This is a genomic window from Rhizobium deserti (assembly GCF_004358025.1).
Classification (GTDB): Bacteria; Pseudomonadota; Alphaproteobacteria; order Rhizobiales; family Rhizobiaceae; genus Neorhizobium; species Neorhizobium deserti.
This window is the reverse complement of sequence record NZ_SMTL01000001.1, coordinates 465,569-488,576: the sequence shown is the minus strand read 5'-3', so window position 1 is coordinate 488,576 and position 23,008 is coordinate 465,569. Positions and strand designations below refer to the sequence as shown.

Sequence of the window (23,008 nt, the reverse complement as noted above, 5' to 3'; positions counted from 1 at the left end):
TCGGCACCGGTTAGTGTGCCCGGCGGTAAAGGTAGTCGTCGGGGAGACCAAGCCGGCGGCAGGACTGAACCGGCGGCAGCGAGCGCAATAGAAGGCGGTCCGCCGTCGCAGCCGCAACCTTGACGGTTTGCCGCTCGAGGAATGACAATGACCATTGTCTGCCGAGGCCGAGCCTTGCGCGAAGCCACGGCGGCAGCAGTTCCACCGCTGCCTTCAGGAACAGGATTTGCAGCGGACGGGCCAAGGCTGGTAGAGCAGGCACGCGGCTCATGATGTCGAGAAACTCGAAGACCACCGGCGAGGGTACAAGACGTTCCTTCTTTTGCTCCATCAAGGCGTCGAGTTGCCGTTCGGACGTCGGCGCGCCTGCGGCGCCATAAAGTTCGGCTGCAGGTTTTGCTTCGGCGAGAAAGGCATCCCGCTCGGTTTGCGTCAAAGGCGCAGCGTAGATGTGATAGGCTCGCATGAAGCCATAGCTGGCAGTCGCCTGGACCCAATCCAGCAATTCCGTGTCATTGGCCTCATAGGCCTCACCATCAGTCGTGCGCCCGGTAACCCTTCCATGTCGGCTGACCACGCCTGCGATCATCTTCTCCGCCTGGCTTCTTGCGCCGTAGACTGTCATCAGGGCCGCAAGCCCCGTGCGCTGCATGCGCTTCAGGGCATCGGTCCTGAAACTGCTGTGCTGCCAGACACCGTCCCGGACCTTCGGCTCGGCCATTTCAAGGAGCACCGCGGTCACTCCGCCGATAAAGAGCGCCACCTGGTTCTTGAAGATGCGCCAGGACACGGAATCAGCTGGTACCAATGCGGCTTCGCCCGGCGGCTGCGAGAAATCAATTCTGGGGCCGGCCTCGGCAAGGAATGCGGAGGCCGCGGCATCCAGTCTTCCGGCGAGCAATCGAGGAATAGGCAGAACATCAGCGTGTCCAATCATGGGGCGCTCCTTCGCGAACCAAGCCCTGGAGACGATATTTGTTCCGGATCGGCTCCCGAATGCTTTGCCGCGGGGAACTAATCTCCCTTGCTGCCGAACATCTTCTTGAGCATATCCGCCATCGGGCCAGAATTCGGTAAGTTGGGTTTGGCGCCTCCGCGAGCCTGGCGGATATGCGATTGGCCGGTCGGCTTTTGCCCCGGCGGCTTTTTTGCGGGCTTGGCTTCGTCCGGCTCGCTGCCGACCGCAAGAGCGAGCTTGTTCATCAGCTGCGAATCCTCGCTCTTCACCAACATGTCCGAATGATCGGCCAGCGCATCGATCAACGGCGAGAGCCATGCTTGATCGGCTTTGGCGAAATCACCGAGCACGTGATTGTGGACCAGTTCTTTGGCGCCGGGATGGCCGATGCCGAGCCTCAGGCGCCGGTATTCCTTACCGCAATGCGCATCCAGCGACTTCACACCATTGTGGCCGCCGTGGCCGCCGCCGGTCTTGATCCGCGCCTTGCCAGGCAACAGGTCGAGCTCGTCATAGATGGCGATGATGTTTTCAGGTGCGAGCTTGTAGAACCGCATCGCTTCGCCGACCGCCTCGCCGGACAAGTTCATGAATGTCTGCGGCTTCATCAGCAGCACTTTTTCGCCTGCCAGCTCGCCTTCGGAAATCAGCGCCTTGAACTTCTTCGACCACGGCGCAAAGCCCGGCCGGCGCTGGATGGCGTCGACTGCCATGAAGCCGATGTTATGGCGGTTCCCGGAATAAGTGGCGCCGGGATTGCCGAGACCCACGATGATGAGCATGAAAGATCCATTCTGAAGCGATCGCCTTCACCAGCCTGAAATGCGGCCGAAGTCAATCGGTTTCAATAGGTGCCTGCGCCGGCTTATTGCGGCGTGGCTATGCCGTAGCGGCTCAGGATGACCTTCTGGTCGCCTTGCCTGATCAAGGCATCGAGCGCCGTCTGCATCCTGGCGATCTCCGCATCCGGGACGTCCTTGTTGCAGGCCATGCCAAGCTGCTGTTGAGAAAAGGCCATGACGCGCTCGATCGGCATACCCTCGGCCTTCAGCTTGGCATAGACACCCTCGGACATGGGCATCATGTCGATCCTTTGACCGAGCAGCTTGCGGAGCGTCGCGTCAAGGTCGGGGCTGAGGTCGATCTTGGGGAAGTCCAGACGCTTCAGCAGGTCTTCCGTATAGTCCTCCCGATGCGTGCCGATCGTGAACTGCCGGGCCTCGTCCATGGTCGCGGCCTTGGCCGCGGAAGCCGCATGGCGCACCAGTATGTTCACGTCAATGAAAAGCGGCACGACCCATTTGAACCGCGGCTCCCGATCGGGGGTGCGGGCCGCAGCGAAGACGCAGTGCCGTGGCTGGGTTTCTGCCAGCGTGATGGCACGCGCCCAGGGCATGATCTCAATCGTATAGGGGAGGTCGGCTTCCCGCATGATGATCGTCACCTGATCTATCCCCACGCCGCGATAGGTGCCGTCCGCTTCTCGGTAGCTGAAAGGCGGATAGGATTCGGTGGTTAAGGCGATCGGCGCGTCGGCATGGGTCGGCTCGGAAAGGGCAGGCGAGGCAAGAGCGAGAAATGCAACAGGCAGTAGGGAAATCCACCTCATCTTCCGCCTCCTTACCGACGATAGCGGGGCTTCGGCACCGGCATCCACCAAAGACGCCTCACCCTGCCAGGGACGCCACGCCGCTCGCCCCCGCCGACAATTCAGACATGAGCTCCTTTATCTCGCGGGGGCGGGAAAAATAGTAGCCCTGGGCATAATCTATACCCATTTCGAGCAGCAGGGAACGTTGCTGCTCGGTTTCCACTCCTTCGGCGACCACCTCGCAGTTCATCTGGTGAGAAATGGCTCTGATGCCCTCTACCAGCATCTTGCTTTTGCCTCCGACGTCGGTGCTTGCATCAGTCAGCGAGTGGATGAAGGACTGGTCGATCTTGACGATGTCGACAGCGAAACGGCTGATATAGCTGAGCGAAGAATAGCCTGTTCCGAAATCGTCAAGCGCGATGCGGCAACCGAGGTTCTGGATCTCGTTGAGGACAGCGCGGATTTCCGGATTGTCGTGCATCAGAACCGCTTCAGTAATTTCGATGATCAGCCGCGATGGGCGGATGGCGTGGCGGCCGAGCACACCGGCGAGGCGGGCCGGCAGGCCCGGCTCGAACTGCAGCGGCGAAAAATTGACGGCGACATAGGTATCGGCCATGTCCGGAAGACCTGAAAGACGCGCGAGGTTGGCCGCCGCCTCTTCAAGAATAAGCCTGCCAATCTCTGCGATCGTACCAGTTTCCTCCGCTGCCTCGATGATACGGGAAGGTGAAAGCAGCCCCTTGCTGGGATGGCGCATGCGCATCAGGGCCTCGAAGCCAATGGGGATGCCGGTCGTCAGATCCACGATGGGCTGGAAATGTGCCTCGAACCATTTGCCGGCGATACCGGCGGAAATGTCGCTCTCGATTTCAGCTCGCTCCCGGGTCTTATCCAGGATGGCGGCGTCGTAAACCTGAGCGCCGTTTTTGCCGTCGCGCTTGCGGGCATACATTGCGAGATCCGATTTTTGCAAAAGTTCGGCGGCGCTGGATGCATGGCTTGGATAAACGGCAAGCCCAATGCTGGCACTAAGGCGAGCGCTCGTGCCGTGAACTGGGAAGGGTGTCTCGAAGACGTCGACGATCTTCTGGCAGAGCTCGATCCCTCGCTGCTCGGCGGCATGGCCGGCTATGAGGATCGCGAATTCGTCGCCACCCAGTCGCGATGCCGTGTCGTCGCTGCCCAGAAGGGGCTGTAGCCGTTCGACGAACTGGCGCAGCACGGCGTCGCCGGCCGAGTGCCCGAGGTTGTCGTTGATCGATTTGAAGCGGTCGAGATCCACGAAGAGGCAGGCAAGTTCGCTCTTCGCCAAGTCCGCGTCGATGATCTTTCGGTCAAGAACGGCTTCAAATCCTTGACGATTCAACAAGCCGGTCAAATGGTCGGAGATCGCCTGCTGGCGGTTGCGGATTTCTGACTGTTTGAGCTCGGTGACATCCGTCATAACGCTGAGAGAACCGGCAAGGCTTGCGCTCGCGCCGCAAAGCTCGGTCTCGACTACGAGCGCATCCATCAGCCGACTATCCGCGCATCGAAAGGCGACCGTCAGCTCGATTGCCGGGCCAGCAGACTTCACCTGTCGCTTGCGGGCTTGGTAAAGGTCTCGATCGTTTGGCGCCAGAAGTTCGGAGAAGGGGTGGCCGATGACGTCTTCCCGTCGATAGCCGGTGGCTAGCAGCCAATAATCGCTGACGGCAGCGATATGGTCGTCAGCGGTCAACGAGAACAACATGGCCGGGGTAAGGTTGTAGATCTCCGTGGTCTGCTGGTGGGCCCGCCGGATCTCGCGCTCCTCGCGTTCCAGCAGGGTCTGCATTTCGTTGAAGCTCTTGGCCAGCCGCCCGATTTCGTCGGTGGACCGCCAGTCTACATGGTGGCGTGACCCCAGCCTTCGCGTCGCTTCTATGGCCGCCGTCAGGCGCATCAGCGGCTTGATGATCAGCAGGCGATTGCCAAGGATGGCGGCGCCGAACACGGTGAAAATGGCGATGATGAAAATTGAAATGAAGGCGAATTCCATTTCATGAAGTGCCGAGAACCAACCGAGCGTCGGCACGTAGAGGGTGATCGTTCCCACCAGCCGATCCCCATGCAGAGACCTGTAGGTAATCTCTTTCGATATCGGTGTAAGTTCCGGCGACAGCGATGTGCCAAGGGTTCCGCTGCTCAGGCTGAGCTTGCCGGTAGTGTCGGTGATTTGAACGGCCTGGATGGCGGGATCGGCGACCAGCGTCTCCGCAACTTGCCGCATGCTGTCAGGATCCAGATCCCACAGTGGCTTGCCGAGAGCCTGAGAATGAGTGGCAAGCACGACATCCACATGCTTGTTCAGATTTTCTGACGACTGCTGCGAAGAGAGAGCCAGAAAAAGTGTGAAGAGTGGAGCGACCACGATCAGGAGCGCGCCGGAAATCAAGGCGATGAAGCGACTCTCGACCGAATGGGTCATCCGTTTTCCCCATACCCCTCAACCGGCAGGCCGCGATTGATGCTTATGCTGAAGCAACGGCATGTTTCCGTTCAAACCATTAAGCTTTGCTGAAACAGGAGCGTCAGGAACTCAGTAATAATAGGGAAATTAGTGGAAAATCATGATGAGAAAATAAAAACCCGCCTCCATTGCTGGAGGCGGGTTGTTTAATACAGGGAAAGCGCCGAAGTTACTCGGTAGCTGCGGTCTCTTCGTCCGCAACGCCGGCAGCCGGAGCCACAATTGTCGCAATGGTGAAGTCGCGGTCGGTGATGACCGGACGAACGCCCTTCGGCAGCGTGACTGCGGAGATGTGCAGGCTGTCGCCGATCTTCGCGCCAGTTAGGTCGACCGTCAGGAATTCCGGAATGTCGCTAGCTGGGCAGAGCAGTTCAACTTCGTGACGAACGATGTTGAGAACGCCGCCGACCTTGATCCCGGGGGACTTGTCTTCGTTGACAAAGTGGACCGGCACTTCCACCGACACTTCCGTATTACCGGAAACGCGCAGGAAATCGACATGCATGGTGAAGTCGCGGACGGGATCGAGCTGGTAGTCCTTGGGCAGGACGCTGATCTTCTCGCCGTTGACGTCGATGGTGGCAACCGTGGTCATGAAACCACCGGCATGAATGCGCTTCGTCACTTCATTGGTATTCAGTGCGATAGCGATGGGGTCCTGCTTGTCACCATAGATGACGGCAGGAATGAAACCGTTGCGGCGAAGTTCACGGGAGGACCCCTTACCTACCCGTTCGCGCGCCTCGGCCTTGAGCTCGTAAGTATCGTGGCTCATGGCATATCCTTTCGAGGTTGTTTGGAGAGTTCTTCGCGATAAATCTAGCGCGTCAAACCGGAGGGCATCATCCGATGCGCTCCAACCGCGTTGCCTCCAAGGGTGTCTACGCGGATGCGGTCCTATAATACAAGCCGAAGATCGGCGCAAGCGCTGGGGCAGTGTAGTGCAGTGAGACGGCGCGGCAACTGGAAATGCTGCGTTGGGAAGCATTCATGAAGTCCAGGGGTACCTGCTCGGTCGACCCATGCCGATGGAAGACCAGCCGCTTACGGGGAGTCGTTTGACGGCGTCAGCCGCGGGGCTCTCCGCCTGGAGCATAGGCAGTTTTTTGCTCGAAACGGAATTTATGGCCACATTCGCCGCAGCGGATTACGTATTTCTTGGGATCGGTCGAGGAAAATTCTGTAGAGAAGCCTCTTGGAAGCTCATCGATCCTGAAGTCGCGCCGCGCTGGCCGCTTGTCGTCGGATTCAGAAACCTCGGCATAACCGCTATGCCCGCACTGAGAGCATTCGAGCTTTCGAGAATAACGGTCGCGGGCTGCCATGAATGAACTCCTTCGTCGCGGCGCTTCTAGCGGAAGCACTCGGGCAAGGAAAGCGGGTGTATCGCGTAGCCATCAGGTTTGCTTTGGCTCGGCGAGCCGCCGCGGTGACGCGATCGGACTCTGTTAATCGAACAGACTCGAAACCGACGATTCCATCGCCGTGCGGTTGATCGCCTCGCCGAGCAGGTTGGCCGTAGTGATGACGCGGATATTGTGGGCAGACTGTACCGATGTCGTCGGCTGGATACTGTCGGTGATCACCAGTTCCTTAAGCTTGGACGCCGCGATACGGGTGACCGCGCCTCCCGACAAAACGCCATGGGTAATATAGGCGGTGACGCTGGTGGCGCCGTTCTTCAACAGAGCCTCGGCCGCATTGCAAAGCGTGCCGCCGGAATCGACGATGTCGTCGATCAGCAGGCAATCCTTGCCGTCTACGTCACCGATCACGTTCATGACTTCGGATTCGCCGGCGCGCTCTCGGCGCTTGTCGACAATCGCCAACTGACAGTCCAGCCGCTTGGCGAGTGAGCGGGCGCGCACCACGCCGCCGACATCCGGCGAAACGACCATGACGTTCGCGAGGTCGTAATGTTCCTTGACGTCACGGGCGAGCACCGGAACCGCATAAAGATTGTCGGTCGGGATATCGAAGAAGCCTTGGATCTGCCCGGCATGGAGGTCGAGCGTCAGAACGCGGTCGGCGCCGGCTTCGGTAATCAGGTTGGCGACCAGCTTGGCCGAGATTGGCGTGCGCGGGCCAGCCTTGCGATCCTGACGCGCATAACCAAAATAGGGAAGCACAGCCGTGATGCGCTTTGCCGACGATCGCCGGAAAGCGTCGATCATGATCAGCAATTCCATCAGGTGGTCATTGGTGGGGAAGGATGTGGACTGGATGACGAAAACGTCTTCCCCACGCACATTTTCCTGGATTTCAACGAAGATTTCCTGGTCTGCAAATCGCCTTACGCTGGCTTTTCCGACTGGAACATTAAGATATGTGCAGATCGCGTCGGCGAGATGCCGGTTCGAGTTGCCTGCGAAAACCTTCATTGCGGTCCGCCTGTTGTGAAGCTGGATGGGCGCCTTTTACCGTTGCCACCCCCGAATGCAATAGGCTATGTGTAAGACCTACCATTTTTATGGAGAAACGGTGACCCTAGCCCGCTCTGGAACGGCGCCAGGTGAGATAGCCGTCGATCGTCTGGGTGGCAATGTCTTCCATGGCGGAGGCGGGAACGGCAGCCCAGGGATCCTGTCCTCGGCCAGGAACGCTTTCCTGGCCCTGCATGCGGTGGAGGCGGGCGCCGGTGCTGTCGAGCACGTCCCAGACATAAACCACCGTCACCTTGCCATCGTCCGCAAAGGCGGAGAAATAGCCCTTGAGGATGTGTTCGGTGGCTTGATCGCTCGAAGGCCGAATGGTCAAGCCGCTGGCTCGCGCCTGGGCGCCGAGCCGCCGCGACAGCGGCGTCACCGCCTGAACCGGGGCGCCAATGATCGGCAGGAACCGGATGGTGCTGGGGGATTGGCCGGATGGCGCCGGCAATCCGCTCTGCTGCGGCGCCGGTTCTGCGGTTACGGCTGTCTGCGGCTGGCGCGCTTGCTGCTTCTGGCCTTCCCATTGCGGTGGGAGGCCGGAGGAGGCAGGCGAAACATCGTTGCCGGACTGCAGGGCCCGAGCCTGAGCCTCAAGTGAGTTTTGCGGCCCGGCCCGGTAGATGGTCCTGTCGGAGCGACTGCCGCTGCCGGCATCAGACGTCGTAGAGCGCGCCATACGGTCCGCCTCGGCCTGAGTTACCGGTGTCGACGATCTTGTCGTCCCCGAACCCACATCGGCGCGCGGGGTCAAAGCCTCGCTCGTATTGCATGAAGCCGCTGCGACAACGAGAAGGCAGGCGGAGATAAAGCTTCTCAATAGCCGCATGCTGCCTCCTGCCGAGATATCATGATGAAAAGCTTAGGGTCGGGCCTCCTAGCCTGTCAATGCATGATCACGACGTGGTCACCGGATGATGAGATCCAGCGTATGGCGGGACAAGGATAGGGGAGCGGCTTCCGTCGTCTGATAGGTCTGCCCCAGCGTCATGGCCGTACCGCTTTCGGAATCCATGATGATCATGTGCACGAAGAGCGTCATGTCGGGCAAGATATCCTGCGGATTGCCGAAGTGGAACATCTGATGCTCCATCCAGGACGGCGAGAAGCGGGCGCCGAGCGAATAGCCGCAGGCATTGAGGCGGTGGCGTGACAGGCCGCGCTCGTCCAGAATGCGGGCGTGAGTATCGAAGACGTCGCCGAAGGTATGTCCCGGCACCAGCACCTCTTCGATCGCCTTGATGGTTTCCAGACAAGCCTTGTGAAGCTCACGGTGGCGCATTGAAGCCTCGCCGACGACAATCGTGCGCATCATGGCGGCATGATAATGAGCGCTCGCTCCCGCCCATTCGAGGGTCAGTTGGTCGGTCTCATCCAGTTTGCGCCGGCCGGACTTGTAGCGGCACAGAAGCGCATCCTCTGCGGAGCCGATGATGAATTCGTTGGCGGGATAATCGCCACCTCCGAGAAAGACCGCACCTTGCATGGCGGAAAGGATTTCCGCTTCGTCGCCGCCGGCCCTGATCAGCGGCAGAGCTGCATCAAGCGCATCGTCGGCCAGTTCCGCCGCCCGCCGTGCATAAGCAAGCTCAGCGGGACTTTTGACGAGGCGCAGCCTGCTGACGAGATAAGAAGCATCGCTGATCTGGCCGAAGGTCGAGAGCTGGCTGTCAAGGAGCCGGGCAACACGGCCGGTGATGCCGTGCGTGTCGTATTCGATGCCGATCTTCGCCCCCAACAGATCCATGTCGCTGAGCAGGTTCTTCAGGTCGAGGGTCGGGTCGGCATTGACCCGATCCACCCAGACGACAATGTTTTCAATGACCGAGGTCTGGCGTGCCTGACGCAGGTCGGCCGAGCGCGTCAGAAGCGTCATTGAACCGTCGGCCTTGACGATCAGGGTCTGAAAGAAGCAGTAACCGAAAGTGTCGTAGCCCGTCAGCCAGTACATGCTTTCCTGGGCGAAAAGGAGGAGGGCATCCAGCTTTTCGGCCTGCATTCTCGCCGTGAGCTTTGACAGCCGATCGGCATATTCGCCTCGTTCGAAATGCAGGGCCATGTCAGTCCTCCCGTATGGAAATTGCAGAAATCTGGCGGCCGTAATCCGGCTCTTGTGCATGGGTGGTGCGCCGATAGGAAAAGAACCGGTCGGCATCCGGATAGGTGTCAAGGTCGAGACTGTCGGCTGTTACGCCCGCATCACGCAGCCGCTTGACCGTCAGCGAAGGCAGGTCGAACATGGCATGCCCCGGCTTGTTGGAGGGGCTGAAGAATGCCTGGTAAGAGGCGTCGAATCCTAGGAACCGTTCAACGAATTCAGGACCGACCTCATAGCTGGCAGGACCGATGGAGGGGCCGAGAACAGCCGTGATCCTGTCACGCGCAGCACCCAGCGACAGCATGGCTTCGATGGTATTTTCGAGGACGCCGGTGAGGGCGCCCTTCCATCCCGCATGGGCAGCGCCGATCACACCGTTTTCGCCGTCGGCAAACAGGATCGGTCCGCAATCGGCCGAAAGCACGCCGAGCACCAGGCCCGGAACGGTCGTCACCATGGCGTCCACCTGCGGCCGCTCGCCCGCATAAGTCTCGTCGACCACGAAAACTTCGGGGGAGTGAACCTGATGGACGGTCGCAAGCTTTTCCGGCCTCGCACCGAACCAGGCAGCGACGCGAGCGCGATTTTCCATCACCCGGTCGAGATCGTCGTTCGACCCAATCCCGACGTTGAGGCCGGCATAGATGCCTTCGGACACGCCGCCGTTGCGGGTAAAGAAACCATGCCGGATGCGATCACCAACAGCCTCCCGCAACAGCGGGCTTTCGATCGGCGTCGGCAAGGGCCTGTCCTGCATCGGCGTCCTGTATCCTGTTGATTGCATGAGGTTTTATGCAGGCTTGTCGGGGAGATCCTGCTGCTTCGACCGGCGGGAGATTGGCGCAAGGCACGGGCAATTGTCAATCCGTACGTGTCGGCTGCTCACTCCACCGGTCGGAAAGGCATCAAATTGAGGGCAGGGCTGGAGACGGCGATCACTTTGAAAAGCTCGCCCATTTTGCCGGCACCTTCACCGGCCAGACGGTCGACAGCGGCAGCGATGAGCCGCTGCTCGATGGGCTGCTTGTCCCGTGCGAGTGCCGAAGCCCGTTCCGCCAGGCCGAGGCCATACAGGAATTCGCCCTGCCGCAGACCGCCGTTGAGATGACATCCCGTGGAGACGGCCACCTTGGCCAAGTCCTCGAAGTCGACATGGCTCGTCAGGTCTGCCTCGCCCGGATGAGCAAGCGGCGGATCGTAATCATGGTTGCGAACTGCCTGCAGAGTGTCGCCGAAGCCGGTGACCATGTGGCCGTAATCGATAATCAGCGCACTGCCGCCGAAAGCCTTCAGCCTCTCGCAGAGCGCCTGCATGACGGCCTGACGGGCCGGCGATATTTCAAAAACCGTACCGTCCGGAATGGAGGCCGCTGGTACCGGCAGCCAGTCTGGGTCGAGTGTTGCGACTCCGGCCGCAAAAATCAGCTCGTCCTCGGCTCCAAGGCCGACCAAACGTTCCCGGAACCCGGTTGGCGTCTTGACGAACTGGCGGATCGGGATGGCGTCGAAGAGTTCATTGGCCGCCACCAGCGTAAAACCTTCCGGCACGTCCTCGAAGCTGTCGTGCCAGGAAATTTTGGTGGAATAGGCTTCCAGCGAAACACGCTGCACGCCGCGCAGCCGATCGCTGGTTTCGACCAGGTGAACATGCAGGTCGTCGAAAAGGGCGGGTGCAATGCGCTTGATGACCCGCAGCATGTCGGCCATCATCGTGCCCCGACCCGGACCGATTTCCACCAGCCTCACATCGGTGGGGGTGCCGTGGCGCTGCCATGCATGCACCATGAAGATTCCGACCATCTCGCCGAACAACTGGCTGATCTCAGGGGCGGTAATGAAATCGCCGTGGCGGCCGAAAGGCTCGCGGGTCTTGTAATAGCCGTGTTCCGGATCGGCGAGGCAGAGGGCGAAGTAGTCGGTAACGCTGATCGGTCCGTTCGCCCGGATGAGGGATTTGATCTTTTCCGCCAGAGGAGTGGTCAATTGCGTGCCTCCTCTCAAGCTTCGGTCGCGGGCAATGCAGCGGCGCGGGCGCGAAAGATCGCCCATAGGCCGACGGCAATCATAGGCAGCGACAGGACCATGCCCATGGTGAGCCAGCCGGTGCCAAGAAGATAGCCCAGCTGCGCGTCCGGTTCGCGGAAAAACTCCACGAAAATACGGCACAGGGCGTAGCCGGCGACAAACGTACCGGCGACGACGCCCGGACGTTTCAGAGCGCGGAAGCGGAAGATCATCACCGCCAGAGCGGTCAAGAGCATGAGGCCTTCGAGGCCTGCCTCGTAAAGTTGGCTCGGATGGCGCGCAAAAGGTCCGCCGGTCGGGAAGACGACAGCCCAGGGCATAGCGCTCAACCGGCCCCACAGTTCGGCATTGATGAAATTGGCGATGCGCCCGAAGAAGAGCCCGATCGGCACGACGGCGGCGATCGTGTCGAGCATGCTCCAAACGGGAATGCCGTTGCGGCGAGCAAAGATGATGATGGCGATAATAGCGCCGAGAAAGCCGCCGTGGAAGGACATGCCGCCGTTCCAGATCTCGATGGCGCGGATCGGATTGGCGAGCACGGCCGGCAGATCATAGAAGAGGATATATCCCGTGCGTCCGCCAAGCACCACGCCGGCAGCGACCCAGACGAGAAAATCGTCGAGATGGCCGTAAGTGATGGGTGACTGGTCGCGTGTCCAGAGTGAAGAATTACCGACCAGCCGGCGCGCATAAAACCAACCCAGAAGGATGCCGGCGACATAAGCGAGCCCATACCAATGAACCGCAAGTGGCCCGATGGAAATGGCCACCGGATCGATGTCCGGAAACGGTATAAGGGCGAGAAGATGAAGTGCTTCGTACAAGTTACAGGGTTCTCAACCGATCGGTATTTGGCCCGGACCATGACGTTGCGGGTATCGGCGGTCAAGGCGAATCTCTTGCCGGCTCAGAGCTAGCAGTGGATGACGCTTGCAAGCGGGCGGCGCAGGCCCTACTTCCCGTTCATCGAAACTATATCAGCGCCGTACGGGAGACTGAGACGATGACAAGCGGAACGAACCGTATATTTGACGACTTCGCGCGGTTGATGACCGATGCTGCCGGGGCGGCACAGGGCGTGCGCAAGGAAGTAGAGACGGCATTCCAGTCTCAGGCGGAGCGTTTCCTCAACAGCATGGATGTGGTCAAGCGCGAGGAATTCGAGGCCGTGCGCGAAATGGCTGCGCGTGCCCGTGATGAGAACGAGGCGCTGAAGGCACGTCTGGATGTGCTCGAAGCCAAGCTCGCCAGCCAACAGAGCTAATCCGCTGCTATTTCGTCCACAAGGGGGTCCTGCTGGTCCTCGTTGTGGACGAGGACCAAGAGTGCCGGCGCTAAGCCGGCTTGCTGATGGACTGCTTGCTGCCGCGGCCCTCGGATAGGCGGTCGAGACGCGTTGCTGACCAAGATTGGCCGCTGCTGCCGCCGGTCTGCCGGATCTTTTGCAGGAAAAATCGCAGCCTGTGGACACTGTCAAAAAAGCCAGTCTGCTGAGTCAGTTATGACTCCCTCCTGATCTCCGTTACGAACAGCTTTTCAAGCCGGATCAATCAAAATCATGCCGAAGGGGATGGCAGCCGGACTCCGTCTAGGTACACTGATTTTAAAGGATGATTCGAAACGTGCCGGTAAGCTCCAGACAGGGTGACTGCGTTATTCTGGCGGCGTCGGGCGATCATTCCAAATGTTGTTTCCGGTTAAGTGTTCGCGTGGTTTGGCGTTGTTCGCACGAATTCGCTTTCATTCCGGTCAAGAAGGTGCCGCATGAGCCTCATTGAAATGGAAATCCAACGCCAGTCGAATCCGGTCGACATGATCGAATTCGTAGCAGCCTCGAACGACTGGACGTTCGAGCGTTCCGGAGAAGATGAAATCGCCATGACCGTGGAAGGTCGTTGGACCGATTATCACGTTTCCTTCTCCTGGATGGAGGAGTTCGAGGCGCTGCATCTGGCCTGCGCCTTCGACATCAAGATCCCGGATATCCGCGTCAACGAGGTCATCCGACTGCTTTCGCATGTCAACGGCCAGGTGCTGATGGGGCATTTCGATCTGTGGCGCCAGGAGGATGTGGTGATTTTCCGCCAGTCGCTGCTGCTTGCCGGCGGTGCCGAACCCACCAACCAGCAGGTGGAAGTGCTGCTTTCGAGCGCCTTGGAAGCTTGTGAATCCTATTATCAGGCCTTCCAGTTCGTTGTCTGGTCCGGCATGGAGGCGAAGTCCGCCATGGAAGTCGTTCTCTTCGAGACGGTGGGCGAGTGCTGATGGATTTGCCGGGCCTAGGGTCGATCCTGCTTGTCGGCGCCGGCAATATGGGCGGCGCCATGCTGTCGGGCTGGCTGAAGAACGGCGTTCCGGGTGCCTCCGTGACTGTGATCGATCCGTCTCCGTCCGAGGCGATGGCGACCATGCTGGCCGAGGCCGGAGCGCGCCATTTCGTAGCACTTCCCGATGGGTTTTCAGCAGATGTGCTTTTTCTGGCGGTGAAGCCGCAGTTGATGGATGTGGTTCTGCCGCCGCTCAAAGCGGCGGTGCATCCGAATACAGTTATCGTTTCTGTCGCCGCTGGTAAAACGCTCTCCTATCTCGAACAGCATCTCGGGCAGGCCGCCATGGTGCGTGCCATGCCCAATACGCCGGCTATGATCGGCCGCGGCGTCACCGGCGCCTATGCCAACCCAAAAGTCCTCGATCACCAGCGGGCGGCCGTGCAGTCGCTGCTGAAGGTCAGCGGACCAGTCGAATGGGTGCCAACCGAAGCGGATATCGATGCGGTGACGGCGGTGTCGGGCAGTGGCCCCGCCTATGTCTTCTACCTCGTCGAGTGCATGGCTGAAGCGGGGCGAAAGGCTGGCCTGCAGGCTGATCTCGCCATGCGGCTAGCGCGGGAAACCGTTTCGGGCGCCGGGGAGTTGCTGCACCAGTCGTCGGACGCGGCGTCCAAGCTGCGGCAGAACGTGACATCTCCTGGCGGCACGACGGCGGCAGCTTTGTCCGTGCTGATGAACGAAGAAGGAATGCAGTCGCTGTTCGACAAGGCGATCGCTGCCGCCAAGATGCGCGCGCAGGAACTCGGTGGTTGAGTGACGCTATGAGCAAGGAAATTACTTTTGGTGACTTCGAAAAGGTAGATATCCGAGTCGGTACCATCGTAGAGGCGGAGCCCTTTCCGGAGGCCCGCAAGCCCGCATTCAAGCTGAAGATCGATTTCGGTCCGGATATCGGGATCAAGAAGTCCTCGGCGCAGATTACCGTGCACTATACCTTGGAAGCGCTAGTCGGGCGCCAGGTTCTCGGGGTCGTCAACTTTCCTCCCCGCCAGATCGGCCCCTTCCGGTCCGAAGTTCTGACGCTCGGCTTTGAAGACGACAAAGGGGCTATCGTGCTTGCGGCCGTCGAACAGCCGGTGCCGAATGGCCACAAGTTGATGTAGCTCGCTTGAAGCCGGCGGCGTCTAATGGATGTCGCGGTTCCGGACGTCGCCGATGCTGAAGGAGCGGAATTCCACCTCGAAGCCCTGCCGCTGCGGCGAGCAGAACATCATGCCGACGGACAGCTCCACATATTCTGGCGAGAAATAGGCAAGCCTTGCCATACGCCAATCCGGCTGCGCATCGGTTCTGTATTGGATGAAGAGCGCGTCGCCCATCCGAGTGACCTTGACAGCTAATTCGGTGAAATCATCGGGCAAACGGAAGGCCGACCAATCAGATCGGCCATTGGTGACGACCGTGCTGAAATGACGGGCGCCGTCAGTGTATTCGATACCGCATTTCATCCAGTGCTTGTCGTCGAAGCGGACCATCAGGCCCGCCTGGTCGTAAAGCGCCTGATAGTCTCCGACAAAGCATGTCTCAGCGGTAAAATCGCCCTGCCGTCGCCGGTGCAGAAAATGGCCGCTGTCGCGTTGAAATCCGTAATAAGTGTTCTGCCAGAAATCTGTCTCGAAGCCGGACCGCCCAATCAGCCGACCGCCTGCCGCGCGGCTTTCCGGCGGCGGATTGAGCCAGGTCATGTCGGAAATGTCGACGGTCATGCTGTCCTCGTTTCAGGCTCAGGCCGGCAGCCGCACGATTGCCCGGAGGCCGCCTTTGGGGCTGTCGGCAAGGGTGACGTTGCCGCCATGGGAGCGAGCGATATCGCGGGCGATGGCAAGGCCGAGGCCGGTGCCGGATGCATCCAGATTGCGTGCTTCATCGAGCCGGAAGAAGGGTTTGAACACCTCTTCACGAGCATCCGGCGGAATGCCAGGTCCGTCGTCGTCGAGGACCAGCGTCAGCCATTTTGCGTTATGAGTGGCCTCTATGTTGAGGCTGGTGGCGTAGCGCTCGCTGTTTGAAACAAGATTGCCGACCAGCCGTGCGAAAGCATTCGGCCGAACGGCGATCTGATCCTCGCCTTCGATTCGGTAAGTGAGCGTCTTGCCGCTCAACGAGAACTCGCCGCGCAGCTTCTCCAGGAACTCGCTCAGCCGAAGCTCCCCGAAGTCTTCTTCGGCCTCGCCCTTGGCGAAAGCGAGATAGCCCTCCAACATGGACTGCATGTCATCGACATCCTGGCTCATGCCGGCGAGCTCCGGCTTGTTGCCGGCAAGCGCCAGTTGCAGCTTGAAGCGGGTCAATATGGTGCGCAGGTCGTGGCTGATGCCGGCCAGCATGGCCGTGCGCTGCTCCATCTGACGTTCGATCCGCTCGCGCATCTGGATGAAGGCTAGGCCCGCCCTTCGCACCTCGTCGGCGCCGCGGGGCGAATAGCTTTCGTTCTTCTGTCCCTTGCCGAAACTTTCCGCAGCTTCGGCCAGTCTCAGGATCGGGCGGATCTGGCCGCGCAGGAAGAGGATGGAGATCAGCACCAGCACGAAAGCCGTCCCGATCATCCAGATGAGGAAGATATGTGTATTGGATGCATAGGTCGAGCCGCGGCGGGCAAAGACGCGCAGCACCCGCTCGTCGATCTTGACGCGGATCTCGACTAGACGGCTGTCCCCGACGGAGTCGATCCAGAAGGGCATCTTGATCTGGCTATTGATCTGATCGGCGAGGATGTCATCGAGGATCGAGAAAAAGGGACGCGGACGTGGCGGCGGAAGCTGCCCTTTGTCCTCGACAGCAATGGTCAGATTGAGTGACTCGTCAGCAATCCGGGTGATCGCGTCGTAATTGCTGTCTTGCGGATATGTCCTGATGACTTCGATTATCCCGGCAATGTCGCGGATAGTGCCTTCCGAAAGGCGCTCAGTGACCATGCGCCAATGACGTTCCATGAAGAGAGCTGCAACGACCGTCTGCAGCAGCAGCATCGGAAGGATCACGATCAGCAGCGAGCGGGTGTAGAGGCCGGTCGGCAGACGACGGCGCAGCCAGCGCGCCAGCGGACGCCATCCCGGCAGGGCAAGGCGGCCAATGTCGCGCTTCAGCGTTTCAAGAAATGCCATTGTGCCGTCCGCTAGCCTTTCCCCGCATCAGTCGATGCTCAGCCGATACCCTATGCCGCGCACTGTCTGAAGATAGACCGGATTGGCGGGATCCTCCTCGATCTTGCGCCGCAGCCGATTGATCTGCACGTCGATCGTCCGCTCGCCGACATCTGCATCGTCGCCGATCAGCTCGTGGCGCGGAATGGTGTCGCCGGCGCGAAGGGCAAAAAGCAGCATGATTTCCTGCTCCCGGTCGGTCAGGCGAATGGTTTCTGCCGCCTTGCGCAATTCCTTACGGGGTATGGAGAAGGTAAAGGGGCCGAACATGATCTGCTCGATCTTCGGCGCATCGGCCGAACTGCTGCGCCGCAGGATGTTGTTGATGCGCAATACGAGTTCACGCGGATCGAAGGGCTTTGCCAGGTAATCGTCGGCACCGGCTTCCAGACCGGCAATTCGGGATTCAGCCTCGGCGCGGGCTGTCAGCAGGATGACCGGCGTGGTCTTCTTCTGGTAGAGCGATTGGGTCAGCGAAATCCCGGATTCTCCCGGCATCATGACGTCGAGGATGATCAGGTCGAAATGGATCCCCTCAAGTTTGCGCCGGGCTTCGGCCGCATCGCCGGCGACCGTGATGCGAAAGCCCTGCTCCATCAGGAAGCGGTTCAGCAGGTCACGGATGCGGGTATCGTCGTCGACGACCAGAAGGTGAGGGGCATCGTCCAGGGGAGGTGTCGCTGTCATCTCAAAGATCCTGGCTTTCGTCCAAGTCGCGCACGGGAAGTTCGATATTCGGGTCTCGACCACGCATGCGCTGCAGGAACAGCTTCACATGCTGGCGCATTTCGGGAGTGAGGGCTTCCATGGCGCGGGCGATACGACGCGATTGCGGCTCCGACAGGGCAAGCGCCAGTTCCCGGCCGGCAAGCGTCGGATAAAGACGACGCTGCCGACGGTCCTTGGCGCCGGCCATCTGCCGGATGTAACCCATGTCGATCAGGTGCTTGAGAACCCGCGCCAGGCTCTGCTTTGTAATCTGCAGCGTGTCGAGGAGATCGGTGACCATCATGCCGGGTTGGCGGCAGACAAAATAAACGACGCGGTGGTGCGCGCGCCCCATACCCAGATTGGCGAGGATAGCATCCGGATCGGAAACAAAATCGCGGTAAGCAAAGAATAGCAGCTCAATGGCTTCGAAATCGATCTGGGCTTCGTCCACAGCCGGCATCGGCGGCAGGACCCTCTTCGCGGATTTTCCCGTCGATGCAGGCGGCACTGCAGTTCCCTTTCGCGTTGAGGTGCCTCGCCGAGGCGGATCGCATCAATACACACGTTATCCGGTTGCTGGTGATAAAGCGCGAACCGGTTGAACAATCAACAGCATTTCTTGCTGTGGCACATGGGCGCCACCCCCCGCTCGTTATCCGCAGTGCATCCGCTTGACTGCTGCGGCCTTGCTGAATGTTCCGGTTGAGAAGAGCGGAACCTTTCCGCCTCCGGGCCATTGAAGTGGCCAGATAGACTGGAGAGAATGCAAATGTCCGCCCACACTTATGCCGCCATGCCCCCCATCGAAATGGCAAGCTCCTCGACGACGGCGCATACGCTGCGGCCGGTTTTCGTAACCGTAATCACGCTGAAGATCGTCGTGTCCGCATTCCTGCTTGCAACGGTTTCGCTCGCGCCCCCGGTTTCGGCCGAGACCCGCTATATGACTGTCGCTGCCGCTAACTGATTTTGTGGCTGAAAAGCCCTAAGTTTATCGTTATACCCCGGCTCATCTTATTGCTTAAGCCGAGGCATCATGGGCAAGCTACAAGCCGTCATCATTCCGGTAACGCCATTCCAGCAGAACTGCACCATTCTCTTCGACGACGAAACCCGCGAGGGCATTGTCATCGATCCGGGCGGTGATGTGCCGGTCATCCTTCAAGCGGTCGAGGAAAACCGTCTGACGCTGAAGGAAATCTGGTTGACGCACGGTCATATCGACCATGCCGGCGGCGCTGACGAACTACGCCAGGCGTTGAAGATCGAGGTGATCGGTCCTCATAAGGCAGATCTTCCGCTGCTGGAGCGGCTGGAAACCCAGGCAGAGCGATTTGGTGTGCGGATGGCGGTTCGCAATCTCGTGCCGGATCGTTGGCTTGAAGAGGGCGACAAGGTCACCTTTGGAGATCATGTCTTCGAAGTATTTCACTGCCCCGGTCATTCACCCGGCCACGTAATCTATTACAGCCGTCAACATGGCTTTGCCCATCTCGGTGACGTACTCTTCAACGGATCGACCGGGCGCACCGACCTTCCCGGCGGTGATCACCAGACATTGCTCTCATCCATCAAGAATAAAGTACTGCCACTTGGCGATGAGGTCGGCTTCATCTGCGGCCATGGATCCGGAAGCAGGATCGGCGACGAGTGCCGCAGCAATCCATTCCTCAAAGATCTCTAGCTGCCCGAGCCATCAACCTAAGCTGATGGCGAAAAAAAACCCGGCATGACTGCCGGGCTCCAACGCGTTCGAAGCCTTGAAGGCTCAACCAGCGATCTGCAGATTGACCGCTTTCGGGCCTTTTCCGCGGCGATCTGGTTCCGTGTCGAAGCTTACCTTCTGATTTTCAGTCAGGCCGGACAGGCCGGAAGCCTGTACAGCAGAAATATGGACAAAGATGTCGGCGCCACCATTGTCTGGCTTGATGAAGCCGAAGCCCTTGTCGGTATTGAAGAATTTTACAATGCCAGTCTCGGCCATGCAGCAGGTCCTTTTCTTTCTGTCCGTGTTCAGCGGCGGACAGCATCACGATGTTGCCCATAGGGCGGTGGCAGGCAGCTTTAAGAAAGGGTCCCTGTATTACCGCGGTGACTGGCAGGAAAAGCTCATCGATCCGCCCCCAGATCTACCGCCCGAAGTCTTGGCGCCTTCGGAGCGCATTATTATAGGTCTTCCCGTGCTCGTAAATTGCCCGAACTTGGACAGAGTGCTGTGTTTATGAAAAATTGGCAAGAAAAAGTTTTTTAACGTCTGAAGAGGTTCATTTCGACGGTCGGAGAAATCTCATCAAAAACAAACAGTAAGGGAGAATCGAGGGTGCTGACATAGGGCCGGAGGCTGTTAAAATGATTCGTCCGCGCTGTTTTTGTTTATTTCTAGGCAGGCCGTGGTGAATGATTTATGGCGCATCAACCTCAGAAACTGTGCCAATTCGGAACGCCTTTCCCATGGGCGTAGCCAAGCCACCCGTCGCTTCATTCATCAGCTGGAGCGCCGTGGCGTAGCGTATGCTGTCTTCTTTGATGAGTGAGATTGATGGCAGCCATTCATGCTTTCCGCTTGAACCAGCCGCTTTCATTCGACATACAGCTTGGCGGCGGACAATCCGCGCCGCCTTTGTTCCAACAGCGCTTCAGGACGAAGATCATGGCCTTTCTTGCCGACGCACTTTCACGCGTAAAGCCTTCCGCGACCATCGCGGTCTCGCAAAAAGCTCGCGAACTCAAAGCAAAGGGTCGTGACGTTATCGGGCTTGGCGCTGGCGAGCCGGATTTTGATACGCCGGACAATATCAAGCAGGCAGCGATCGACGCCATCAACCGCGGCGAAACGAAGTACACGCCCGTTTCCGGTATTCCGGAGCTTCGCGAGGCGATCGTCAAGAAGTTCAAACGCGAGAATAACCTGGATTATACGGCAGCCCAGACGATCGTCGGAACCGGCGGCAAGCAGATCCTTTTCAACGCCTTCATGGCGACACTGAATGCCGGCGATGAAGTGATCATCACGGCCCCTTACTGGGTTTCCTACCCGGAGATGGTAGCGCTCTGCAACGGCACACCTGTTTTCATCGAGGCGACCCAGGAAAACAATTTCAAGGTCACCGCCGCCGATCTGGAAAAGGCGATTACGCCGAAGACCAAGTGGTTCCTGTTCAACTCGCCGTCCAATCCGTCCGGTGCCGCTTACAGCAATGACGAGCTGAAGGCTTTGACCGACGTGCTGTTAAAGCACAGCCACGTCTGGGTGCTGACCGACGACATGTACGAACACCTGACCTACGGGGACTTCAAGTTCGTATCGCCGGCGGAAGTCGAGCCGAAGCTCTACGACCGGACCCTGACGATGAACGGAGTTTCCAAGGCCTATGCCATGACCGGCTGGCGCATCGGCTATGCCGCAGGTCCGCTCGAACTCATCAAGGCCATGGACATGATCCAGGGACAGCAGACCTCCGGCGCGTGCTCCGTAGCCCAATGGGCAGCCGTTGAAGCGCTCAACGGACCGCAGGATTTCATACCGGCCAACAAGAAGATCTTCGAAGGCCGTCGCGATCTGGTCGTTTCCATGCTCAACCAGGCAAAGGGCATTACCTGCCCGTCGCCGGAAGGCGCCTTCTATGTTTATCCTTCCTGCGCCGGCCTGATCGGCAAGACCGCGCCATCAGGCAAGGTCATCGAGACGGACGAGGATTTCGTGACGGAGCTTCTGGAAACGGAAGGTGTCGCTGTTGTTCACGGATCCGCCTTCGGCCTCGGCCCGAACTTCCGCATTTCCTACGCCACTTCGGAGGATCTGCTGGAAGAGGCCTGCAAACGCATCCAGCGCTTCTGCGCCAACGTCCGATAATCTCTGCTCCTGGTCTCAATGGAAGCCAGCCATAGTGGCCGGCTTCCATTTCACTTCTAGCTCTTTGTCAACCGGACGATGCTCGATTCTCCGCCGCCGCGCTCCTCGGTGACCGCATAGACGGCGCCATCCGGCCCCACTTTAACATCGCGGATGCGAGCCTCCAGCGGTACGCGCTCCTCGTGGCTGACCTTGTCTCCATCCATATGCACGATGACAATGCCCTGGCTGACAAGGCCGCCGATCAGGAATGAACCCTTCCATTCGGGAATGGCATCGGCACCATAATAGGCCATGCCCGATGGAGCGATCACCGGATCCCAGTAATAGACCGGCTGTTCGGTTTCCTTCATGGCCGTAATGCCTTTGCCGATGGGCTGGCCCGAATAATCGATCCCGTAAGTGACTTCCGGCCAGCCATAGTTCTTGCCTGGCTCAGGCCGGTTCAGTTCGTCGCCGCCCCGAGGTCCGTGTTCCACCGTCCAAAGCCGACCTTGCCCATCGAGCGCTGCAGACTGGAGGTTGCGGTGCCCGAAGGACCAGATTTCCGGACGCGCTCCATCGCGACCCGCAAATGGATTATCGGAAACGGCCTTGCCATTCATGTCGATGCGGAAGACTTTGCCAAGGCCGCTGTTCAGATCCTGCGCCTGGACCCGCGGCTCCGGATCCGATCGCTCGCCGACCGTGACGTAGAGTTCATTCTTGGGGCCGAAGACGAGACGGGAGCCGAAATGCTTGTTGCCGTCATAGCTGGGCATCTGCTGGAAAATCACCTTGACGTTTTCCAGCTTGCCGCCGCCCTTGTCGTCGGTCACGAGCTTTGCGGAGGCCACGGATGTACCGTTTCCGTCGTCTCGTTCCTCAGAGAAGGAAAAGAAAATCATGTTCGACGAGGCAAAATCTGGCGCAAGCGCAACGTCGAGAAGCCCGCCTTGGCCACCAGACAGCACATCCGGAACCCCATCGAGTTTCGGTCCCGCTTCTCCTTGTGCCGAAACGATGTGCATGGCGCCTGCCTTGGCAGTCACCAGCATGCGGCCGTCGGGCAGGAACTCCATCGCCCAAAGATGCGGCAGGTCTTCGGCCACGACCGTGGCTGCGATCTTTGGCATGGAAGCCGGCTGCGGCGCACGCGTCTGGCCGGCGAATGCGGGCTTCTGGTTGCGGGCATTGGGCATTTGCGTCTCGGCCGGCTTGCCGGGTGCCACACCCTCCGCTCCGGTCGCCGGCGGCAACCCTTCCATCTGACCAAGGGCAGGCGCTGTCGCGACTATGGCCGACAGGGCGGAACCAGCGAGCAAGAGGCTGAGACGTTTCATCGTAAACTCCCTGTAATGGGCGGCGGGCGCCGCTCTTTCCGTCCCGGTGGC

General features: G+C 59.5%; 25 protein-coding genes. 7 read left to right on the top strand and 18 right to left on the bottom strand.

Translation table 11 applies throughout. The features are described from left to right. Positions 1 to 10: 10 nt before the first annotated feature. From E2F50_RS02400 to lgt, 12 genes are all read right to left on the bottom strand, one after another. The gene (locus E2F50_RS02400; protein ID WP_133314460.1) at positions 11 to 937 is read right to left on the bottom strand and encodes an oxygenase MpaB family protein; all 927 of its coding nucleotides are present in this window, start codon (positions 935 to 937) and stop codon (positions 11 to 13) included. A 77-nt stretch (positions 938 to 1,014) separates the two neighbouring features. Continuing rightward, a complete protein-coding gene (gene pth, locus E2F50_RS02395; RefSeq protein ID WP_133314459.1) occupies positions 1,015 to 1,740 on the bottom strand; it encodes an aminoacyl-tRNA hydrolase in 726 nt (241 codons plus the stop codon). A gap of 83 nt (positions 1,741 to 1,823) precedes the next feature. After that, entirely contained in the window at positions 1,824 to 2,567 is a 744-nt protein-coding gene (locus E2F50_RS02390) for a substrate-binding periplasmic protein (protein WP_133314458.1), read from the bottom strand. A 58-nt stretch (positions 2,568 to 2,625) separates the two neighbouring features. Beyond that, on the bottom strand, positions 2,626 to 5,004 hold the full coding sequence (locus E2F50_RS02385) for a putative bifunctional diguanylate cyclase/phosphodiesterase (protein ID WP_133314457.1): 2,379 nt from the start codon (positions 5,002 to 5,004) through the stop codon (positions 2,626 to 2,628). Between the two features lie 211 nt (positions 5,005 to 5,215). Beyond that, positions 5,216 to 5,821, bottom strand: a complete 606-nt coding sequence (locus tag E2F50_RS02380) for a 50S ribosomal protein L25/general stress protein Ctc (protein WP_133314456.1) — start codon at positions 5,819 to 5,821, stop codon at positions 5,216 to 5,218. A gap of 292 nt (positions 5,822 to 6,113) precedes the next feature. Next, on the bottom strand, positions 6,114 to 6,371 hold the full coding sequence (locus E2F50_RS23320; RefSeq protein ID WP_133314455.1) for a hypothetical protein: 258 nt from the start codon (positions 6,369 to 6,371) through the stop codon (positions 6,114 to 6,116). Between the two features lie 123 nt (positions 6,372 to 6,494). Further along, positions 6,495 to 7,427 (bottom strand): ribose-phosphate pyrophosphokinase, encoded by a 933-nt coding sequence (locus E2F50_RS02370; RefSeq protein ID WP_133314454.1) that lies wholly within the window; start codon positions 7,425 to 7,427, stop codon positions 6,495 to 6,497. Between the two features lie 106 nt (positions 7,428 to 7,533). Next, positions 7,534 to 8,301: a hypothetical protein gene (locus E2F50_RS02365; RefSeq protein WP_133314453.1), complete on the bottom strand. Its 768-nt coding sequence runs from the start codon at positions 8,299 to 8,301 to the stop codon at positions 7,534 to 7,536. 78 nt (positions 8,302 to 8,379) lie between these two features. Then, complete coding sequence (locus E2F50_RS02360; RefSeq protein ID WP_133314452.1) at positions 8,380 to 9,531, bottom strand: M24 family metallopeptidase; 1,152 nt, start codon at positions 9,529 to 9,531, stop codon at positions 8,380 to 8,382. Position 9,532: 1 nt separating this feature from the next. Continuing rightward, positions 9,533 to 10,327 carry a peptidoglycan editing factor PgeF gene (pgeF, locus tag E2F50_RS02355; RefSeq protein WP_133314451.1) on the bottom strand — a complete coding sequence of 265 codons (795 nt, stop codon included), beginning with the start codon at positions 10,325 to 10,327 and terminating at the stop codon, positions 9,533 to 9,535. A 125-nt stretch (positions 10,328 to 10,452) separates the two neighbouring features. After that, positions 10,453 to 11,553, bottom strand: coding sequence for a class I SAM-dependent methyltransferase (locus E2F50_RS02350; RefSeq protein ID WP_133314450.1), 1,101 nt, complete (start codon positions 11,551 to 11,553; stop codon positions 10,453 to 10,455). Between the two features lie 14 nt (positions 11,554 to 11,567). After that, positions 11,568 to 12,422 (bottom strand): prolipoprotein diacylglyceryl transferase, encoded by an 855-nt coding sequence (gene lgt, locus E2F50_RS02345; RefSeq protein ID WP_133314449.1) that lies wholly within the window; start codon positions 12,420 to 12,422, stop codon positions 11,568 to 11,570. 179 nt (positions 12,423 to 12,601) lie between these two features. Between lgt and E2F50_RS02340 the strand changes: the two genes are divergently transcribed. The 4 genes from E2F50_RS02340 to E2F50_RS02325 all read left to right on the top strand — a co-directional run bounded on the left by E2F50_RS02340 (position 12,602) and on the right by E2F50_RS02325 (position 15,031). Then, complete coding sequence (locus E2F50_RS02340) at positions 12,602 to 12,862, top strand: accessory factor UbiK family protein (protein WP_133314448.1); 261 nt, start codon at positions 12,602 to 12,604, stop codon at positions 12,860 to 12,862. 500 nt (positions 12,863 to 13,362) lie between these two features. Beyond that, positions 13,363 to 13,863, top strand: coding sequence for a type III secretion system chaperone family protein (locus tag E2F50_RS02335; RefSeq protein ID WP_133314447.1), 501 nt, complete (start codon positions 13,363 to 13,365; stop codon positions 13,861 to 13,863). Next, positions 13,863 to 14,681 (top strand): pyrroline-5-carboxylate reductase, encoded by an 819-nt coding sequence (proC, locus tag E2F50_RS02330; RefSeq protein WP_133314446.1) that lies wholly within the window; start codon positions 13,863 to 13,865, stop codon positions 14,679 to 14,681. The genes E2F50_RS02335 and proC overlap by 1 nt, the downstream gene beginning before the upstream one ends. Positions 14,682 to 14,689: 8 nt before the next feature. Then, positions 14,690 to 15,031, top strand: coding sequence for a tRNA-binding protein (locus E2F50_RS02325; protein WP_133314445.1), 342 nt, complete (start codon positions 14,690 to 14,692; stop codon positions 15,029 to 15,031). Positions 15,032 to 15,052: 21 nt separating this feature from the next. On the opposite strand, the gene E2F50_RS02320 is transcribed toward E2F50_RS02325, so the two are convergent. Genes E2F50_RS02320 through E2F50_RS02305 form a run of 4 tightly spaced genes read right to left on the bottom strand, consistent with a single transcriptional unit; the run spans position 15,053 to position 18,242 of the window. Further along, positions 15,053 to 15,634 carry a DUF1349 domain-containing protein gene (locus E2F50_RS02320; protein ID WP_133314444.1) on the bottom strand — a complete coding sequence of 194 codons (582 nt, stop codon included), beginning with the start codon at positions 15,632 to 15,634 and terminating at the stop codon, positions 15,053 to 15,055. 18 nt (positions 15,635 to 15,652) lie between these two features. Beyond that, positions 15,653 to 17,032 carry an ATP-binding protein gene (locus E2F50_RS02315; protein WP_133314443.1) on the bottom strand — a complete coding sequence of 460 codons (1,380 nt, stop codon included), beginning with the start codon at positions 17,030 to 17,032 and terminating at the stop codon, positions 15,653 to 15,655. Positions 17,033 to 17,059: 27 nt separating this feature from the next. Next, positions 17,060 to 17,758, bottom strand: a complete 699-nt coding sequence (locus E2F50_RS02310) for a response regulator (protein ID WP_133314442.1) — start codon at positions 17,756 to 17,758, stop codon at positions 17,060 to 17,062. A 1-nt stretch (position 17,759) separates the two neighbouring features. Further along, positions 17,760 to 18,242, bottom strand: a complete 483-nt coding sequence (locus tag E2F50_RS02305; protein ID WP_161974030.1) for a MarR family winged helix-turn-helix transcriptional regulator — start codon at positions 18,240 to 18,242, stop codon at positions 17,760 to 17,762. A 309-nt stretch (positions 18,243 to 18,551) separates the two neighbouring features. Here E2F50_RS02305 and E2F50_RS02300 point away from each other — a divergent pair, with 309 nt between their 5' ends. Both E2F50_RS02300 and E2F50_RS02295 read left to right on the top strand, forming a co-directional pair. Further along, positions 18,552 to 18,749, top strand: coding sequence for a hypothetical protein (locus E2F50_RS02300; RefSeq protein WP_133314440.1), 198 nt, complete (start codon positions 18,552 to 18,554; stop codon positions 18,747 to 18,749). A 69-nt stretch (positions 18,750 to 18,818) separates the two neighbouring features. Further along, positions 18,819 to 19,466 carry an MBL fold metallo-hydrolase gene (locus E2F50_RS02295; protein WP_133314439.1) on the top strand — a complete coding sequence of 216 codons (648 nt, stop codon included), beginning with the start codon at positions 18,819 to 18,821 and terminating at the stop codon, positions 19,464 to 19,466. A gap of 84 nt (positions 19,467 to 19,550) precedes the next feature. On the opposite strand, the gene E2F50_RS02290 is transcribed toward E2F50_RS02295, so the two are convergent. Beyond that, positions 19,551 to 19,766, bottom strand: a complete 216-nt coding sequence (locus E2F50_RS02290) for a cold-shock protein (protein ID WP_133314438.1) — start codon at positions 19,764 to 19,766, stop codon at positions 19,551 to 19,553. A gap of 666 nt (positions 19,767 to 20,432) precedes the next feature. On the opposite strand from E2F50_RS02290, the gene E2F50_RS02285 reads away from it, so the two are divergent. Further along, the gene (locus E2F50_RS02285; RefSeq protein ID WP_133315198.1) at positions 20,433 to 21,635 is read left to right on the top strand and encodes a pyridoxal phosphate-dependent aminotransferase; all 1,203 of its coding nucleotides are present in this window, start codon (positions 20,433 to 20,435) and stop codon (positions 21,633 to 21,635) included. 56 nt (positions 21,636 to 21,691) lie between these two features. Here the strand turns inward: E2F50_RS02285 and E2F50_RS02280 are convergent, their stop codons facing one another. Then, on the bottom strand, positions 21,692 to 22,957 hold the full coding sequence (locus tag E2F50_RS02280) for a PQQ-dependent sugar dehydrogenase (RefSeq protein WP_133314437.1): 1,266 nt from the start codon (positions 22,955 to 22,957) through the stop codon (positions 21,692 to 21,694). Positions 22,958 to 23,008: the final 51 nt, after the last annotated feature.

Coding starts and splice junctions, on each gene's coding strand:
- E2F50_RS02305 (WP_161974030.1), bottom strand. CDS start 18,242: ATGCCGGCTGTGGACGAAGCCCAGATCGATTTCGAAGCCATTGAGCTG.
- E2F50_RS02280 (WP_133314437.1), bottom strand. CDS start 22,957: ATGAAACGTCTCAGCCTCTTGCTCGCTGGTTCCGCCCTGTCGGCCATA.
- E2F50_RS02360 (WP_133314452.1), bottom strand. CDS start 9,531: ATGGCCCTGCATTTCGAACGAGGCGAATATGCCGATCGGCTGTCAAAG.
- E2F50_RS02325 (WP_133314445.1), top strand. CDS start 14,690: ATGAGCAAGGAAATTACTTTTGGTGACTTCGAAAAGGTAGATATCCGA.
- E2F50_RS02295 (WP_133314439.1), top strand. CDS start 18,819: ATGGGCAAGCTACAAGCCGTCATCATTCCGGTAACGCCATTCCAGCAG.
- pth (WP_133314459.1), bottom strand. CDS start 1,740: ATGCTCATCATCGTGGGTCTCGGCAATCCCGGCGCCACTTATTCCGGG.
- E2F50_RS02380 (WP_133314456.1), bottom strand. CDS start 5,821: ATGAGCCACGATACTTACGAGCTCAAGGCCGAGGCGCGCGAACGGGTA.
- E2F50_RS02370 (WP_133314454.1), bottom strand. CDS start 7,427: ATGAAGGTTTTCGCAGGCAACTCGAACCGGCATCTCGCCGACGCGATC.
- E2F50_RS02400 (WP_133314460.1), bottom strand. CDS start 937: ATGATTGGACACGCTGATGTTCTGCCTATTCCTCGATTGCTCGCCGGA.
- E2F50_RS02320 (WP_133314444.1), bottom strand. CDS start 15,634: ATGACCGTCGACATTTCCGACATGACCTGGCTCAATCCGCCGCCGGAA.
- E2F50_RS02385 (WP_133314457.1), bottom strand. CDS start 5,004: ATGACCCATTCGGTCGAGAGTCGCTTCATCGCCTTGATTTCCGGCGCG.
- E2F50_RS02300 (WP_133314440.1), top strand. CDS start 18,552: ATGTCCGCCCACACTTATGCCGCCATGCCCCCCATCGAAATGGCAAGC.
- E2F50_RS23320 (WP_133314455.1), bottom strand. CDS start 6,371: ATGGCAGCCCGCGACCGTTATTCTCGAAAGCTCGAATGCTCTCAGTGC.
- E2F50_RS02365 (WP_133314453.1), bottom strand. CDS start 8,301: ATGCGGCTATTGAGAAGCTTTATCTCCGCCTGCCTTCTCGTTGTCGCA.
- E2F50_RS02390 (WP_133314458.1), bottom strand. CDS start 2,567: ATGAGGTGGATTTCCCTACTGCCTGTTGCATTTCTCGCTCTTGCCTCG.
- E2F50_RS02290 (WP_133314438.1), bottom strand. CDS start 19,766: ATGGCCGAGACTGGCATTGTAAAATTCTTCAATACCGACAAGGGCTTC.
- E2F50_RS02340 (WP_133314448.1), top strand. CDS start 12,602: ATGACAAGCGGAACGAACCGTATATTTGACGACTTCGCGCGGTTGATG.
- pgeF (WP_133314451.1), bottom strand. CDS start 10,327: ATGCAGGACAGGCCCTTGCCGACGCCGATCGAAAGCCCGCTGTTGCGG.
- E2F50_RS02315 (WP_133314443.1), bottom strand. CDS start 17,032: ATGGCATTTCTTGAAACGCTGAAGCGCGACATTGGCCGCCTTGCCCTG.
- E2F50_RS02310 (WP_133314442.1), bottom strand. CDS start 17,758: ATGACAGCGACACCTCCCCTGGACGATGCCCCTCACCTTCTGGTCGTC.
- E2F50_RS02335 (WP_133314447.1), top strand. CDS start 13,363: ATGAGCCTCATTGAAATGGAAATCCAACGCCAGTCGAATCCGGTCGAC.
- E2F50_RS02285 (WP_133315198.1), top strand. CDS start 20,433: ATGGCCTTTCTTGCCGACGCACTTTCACGCGTAAAGCCTTCCGCGACC.
- proC (WP_133314446.1), top strand. CDS start 13,863: ATGGATTTGCCGGGCCTAGGGTCGATCCTGCTTGTCGGCGCCGGCAAT.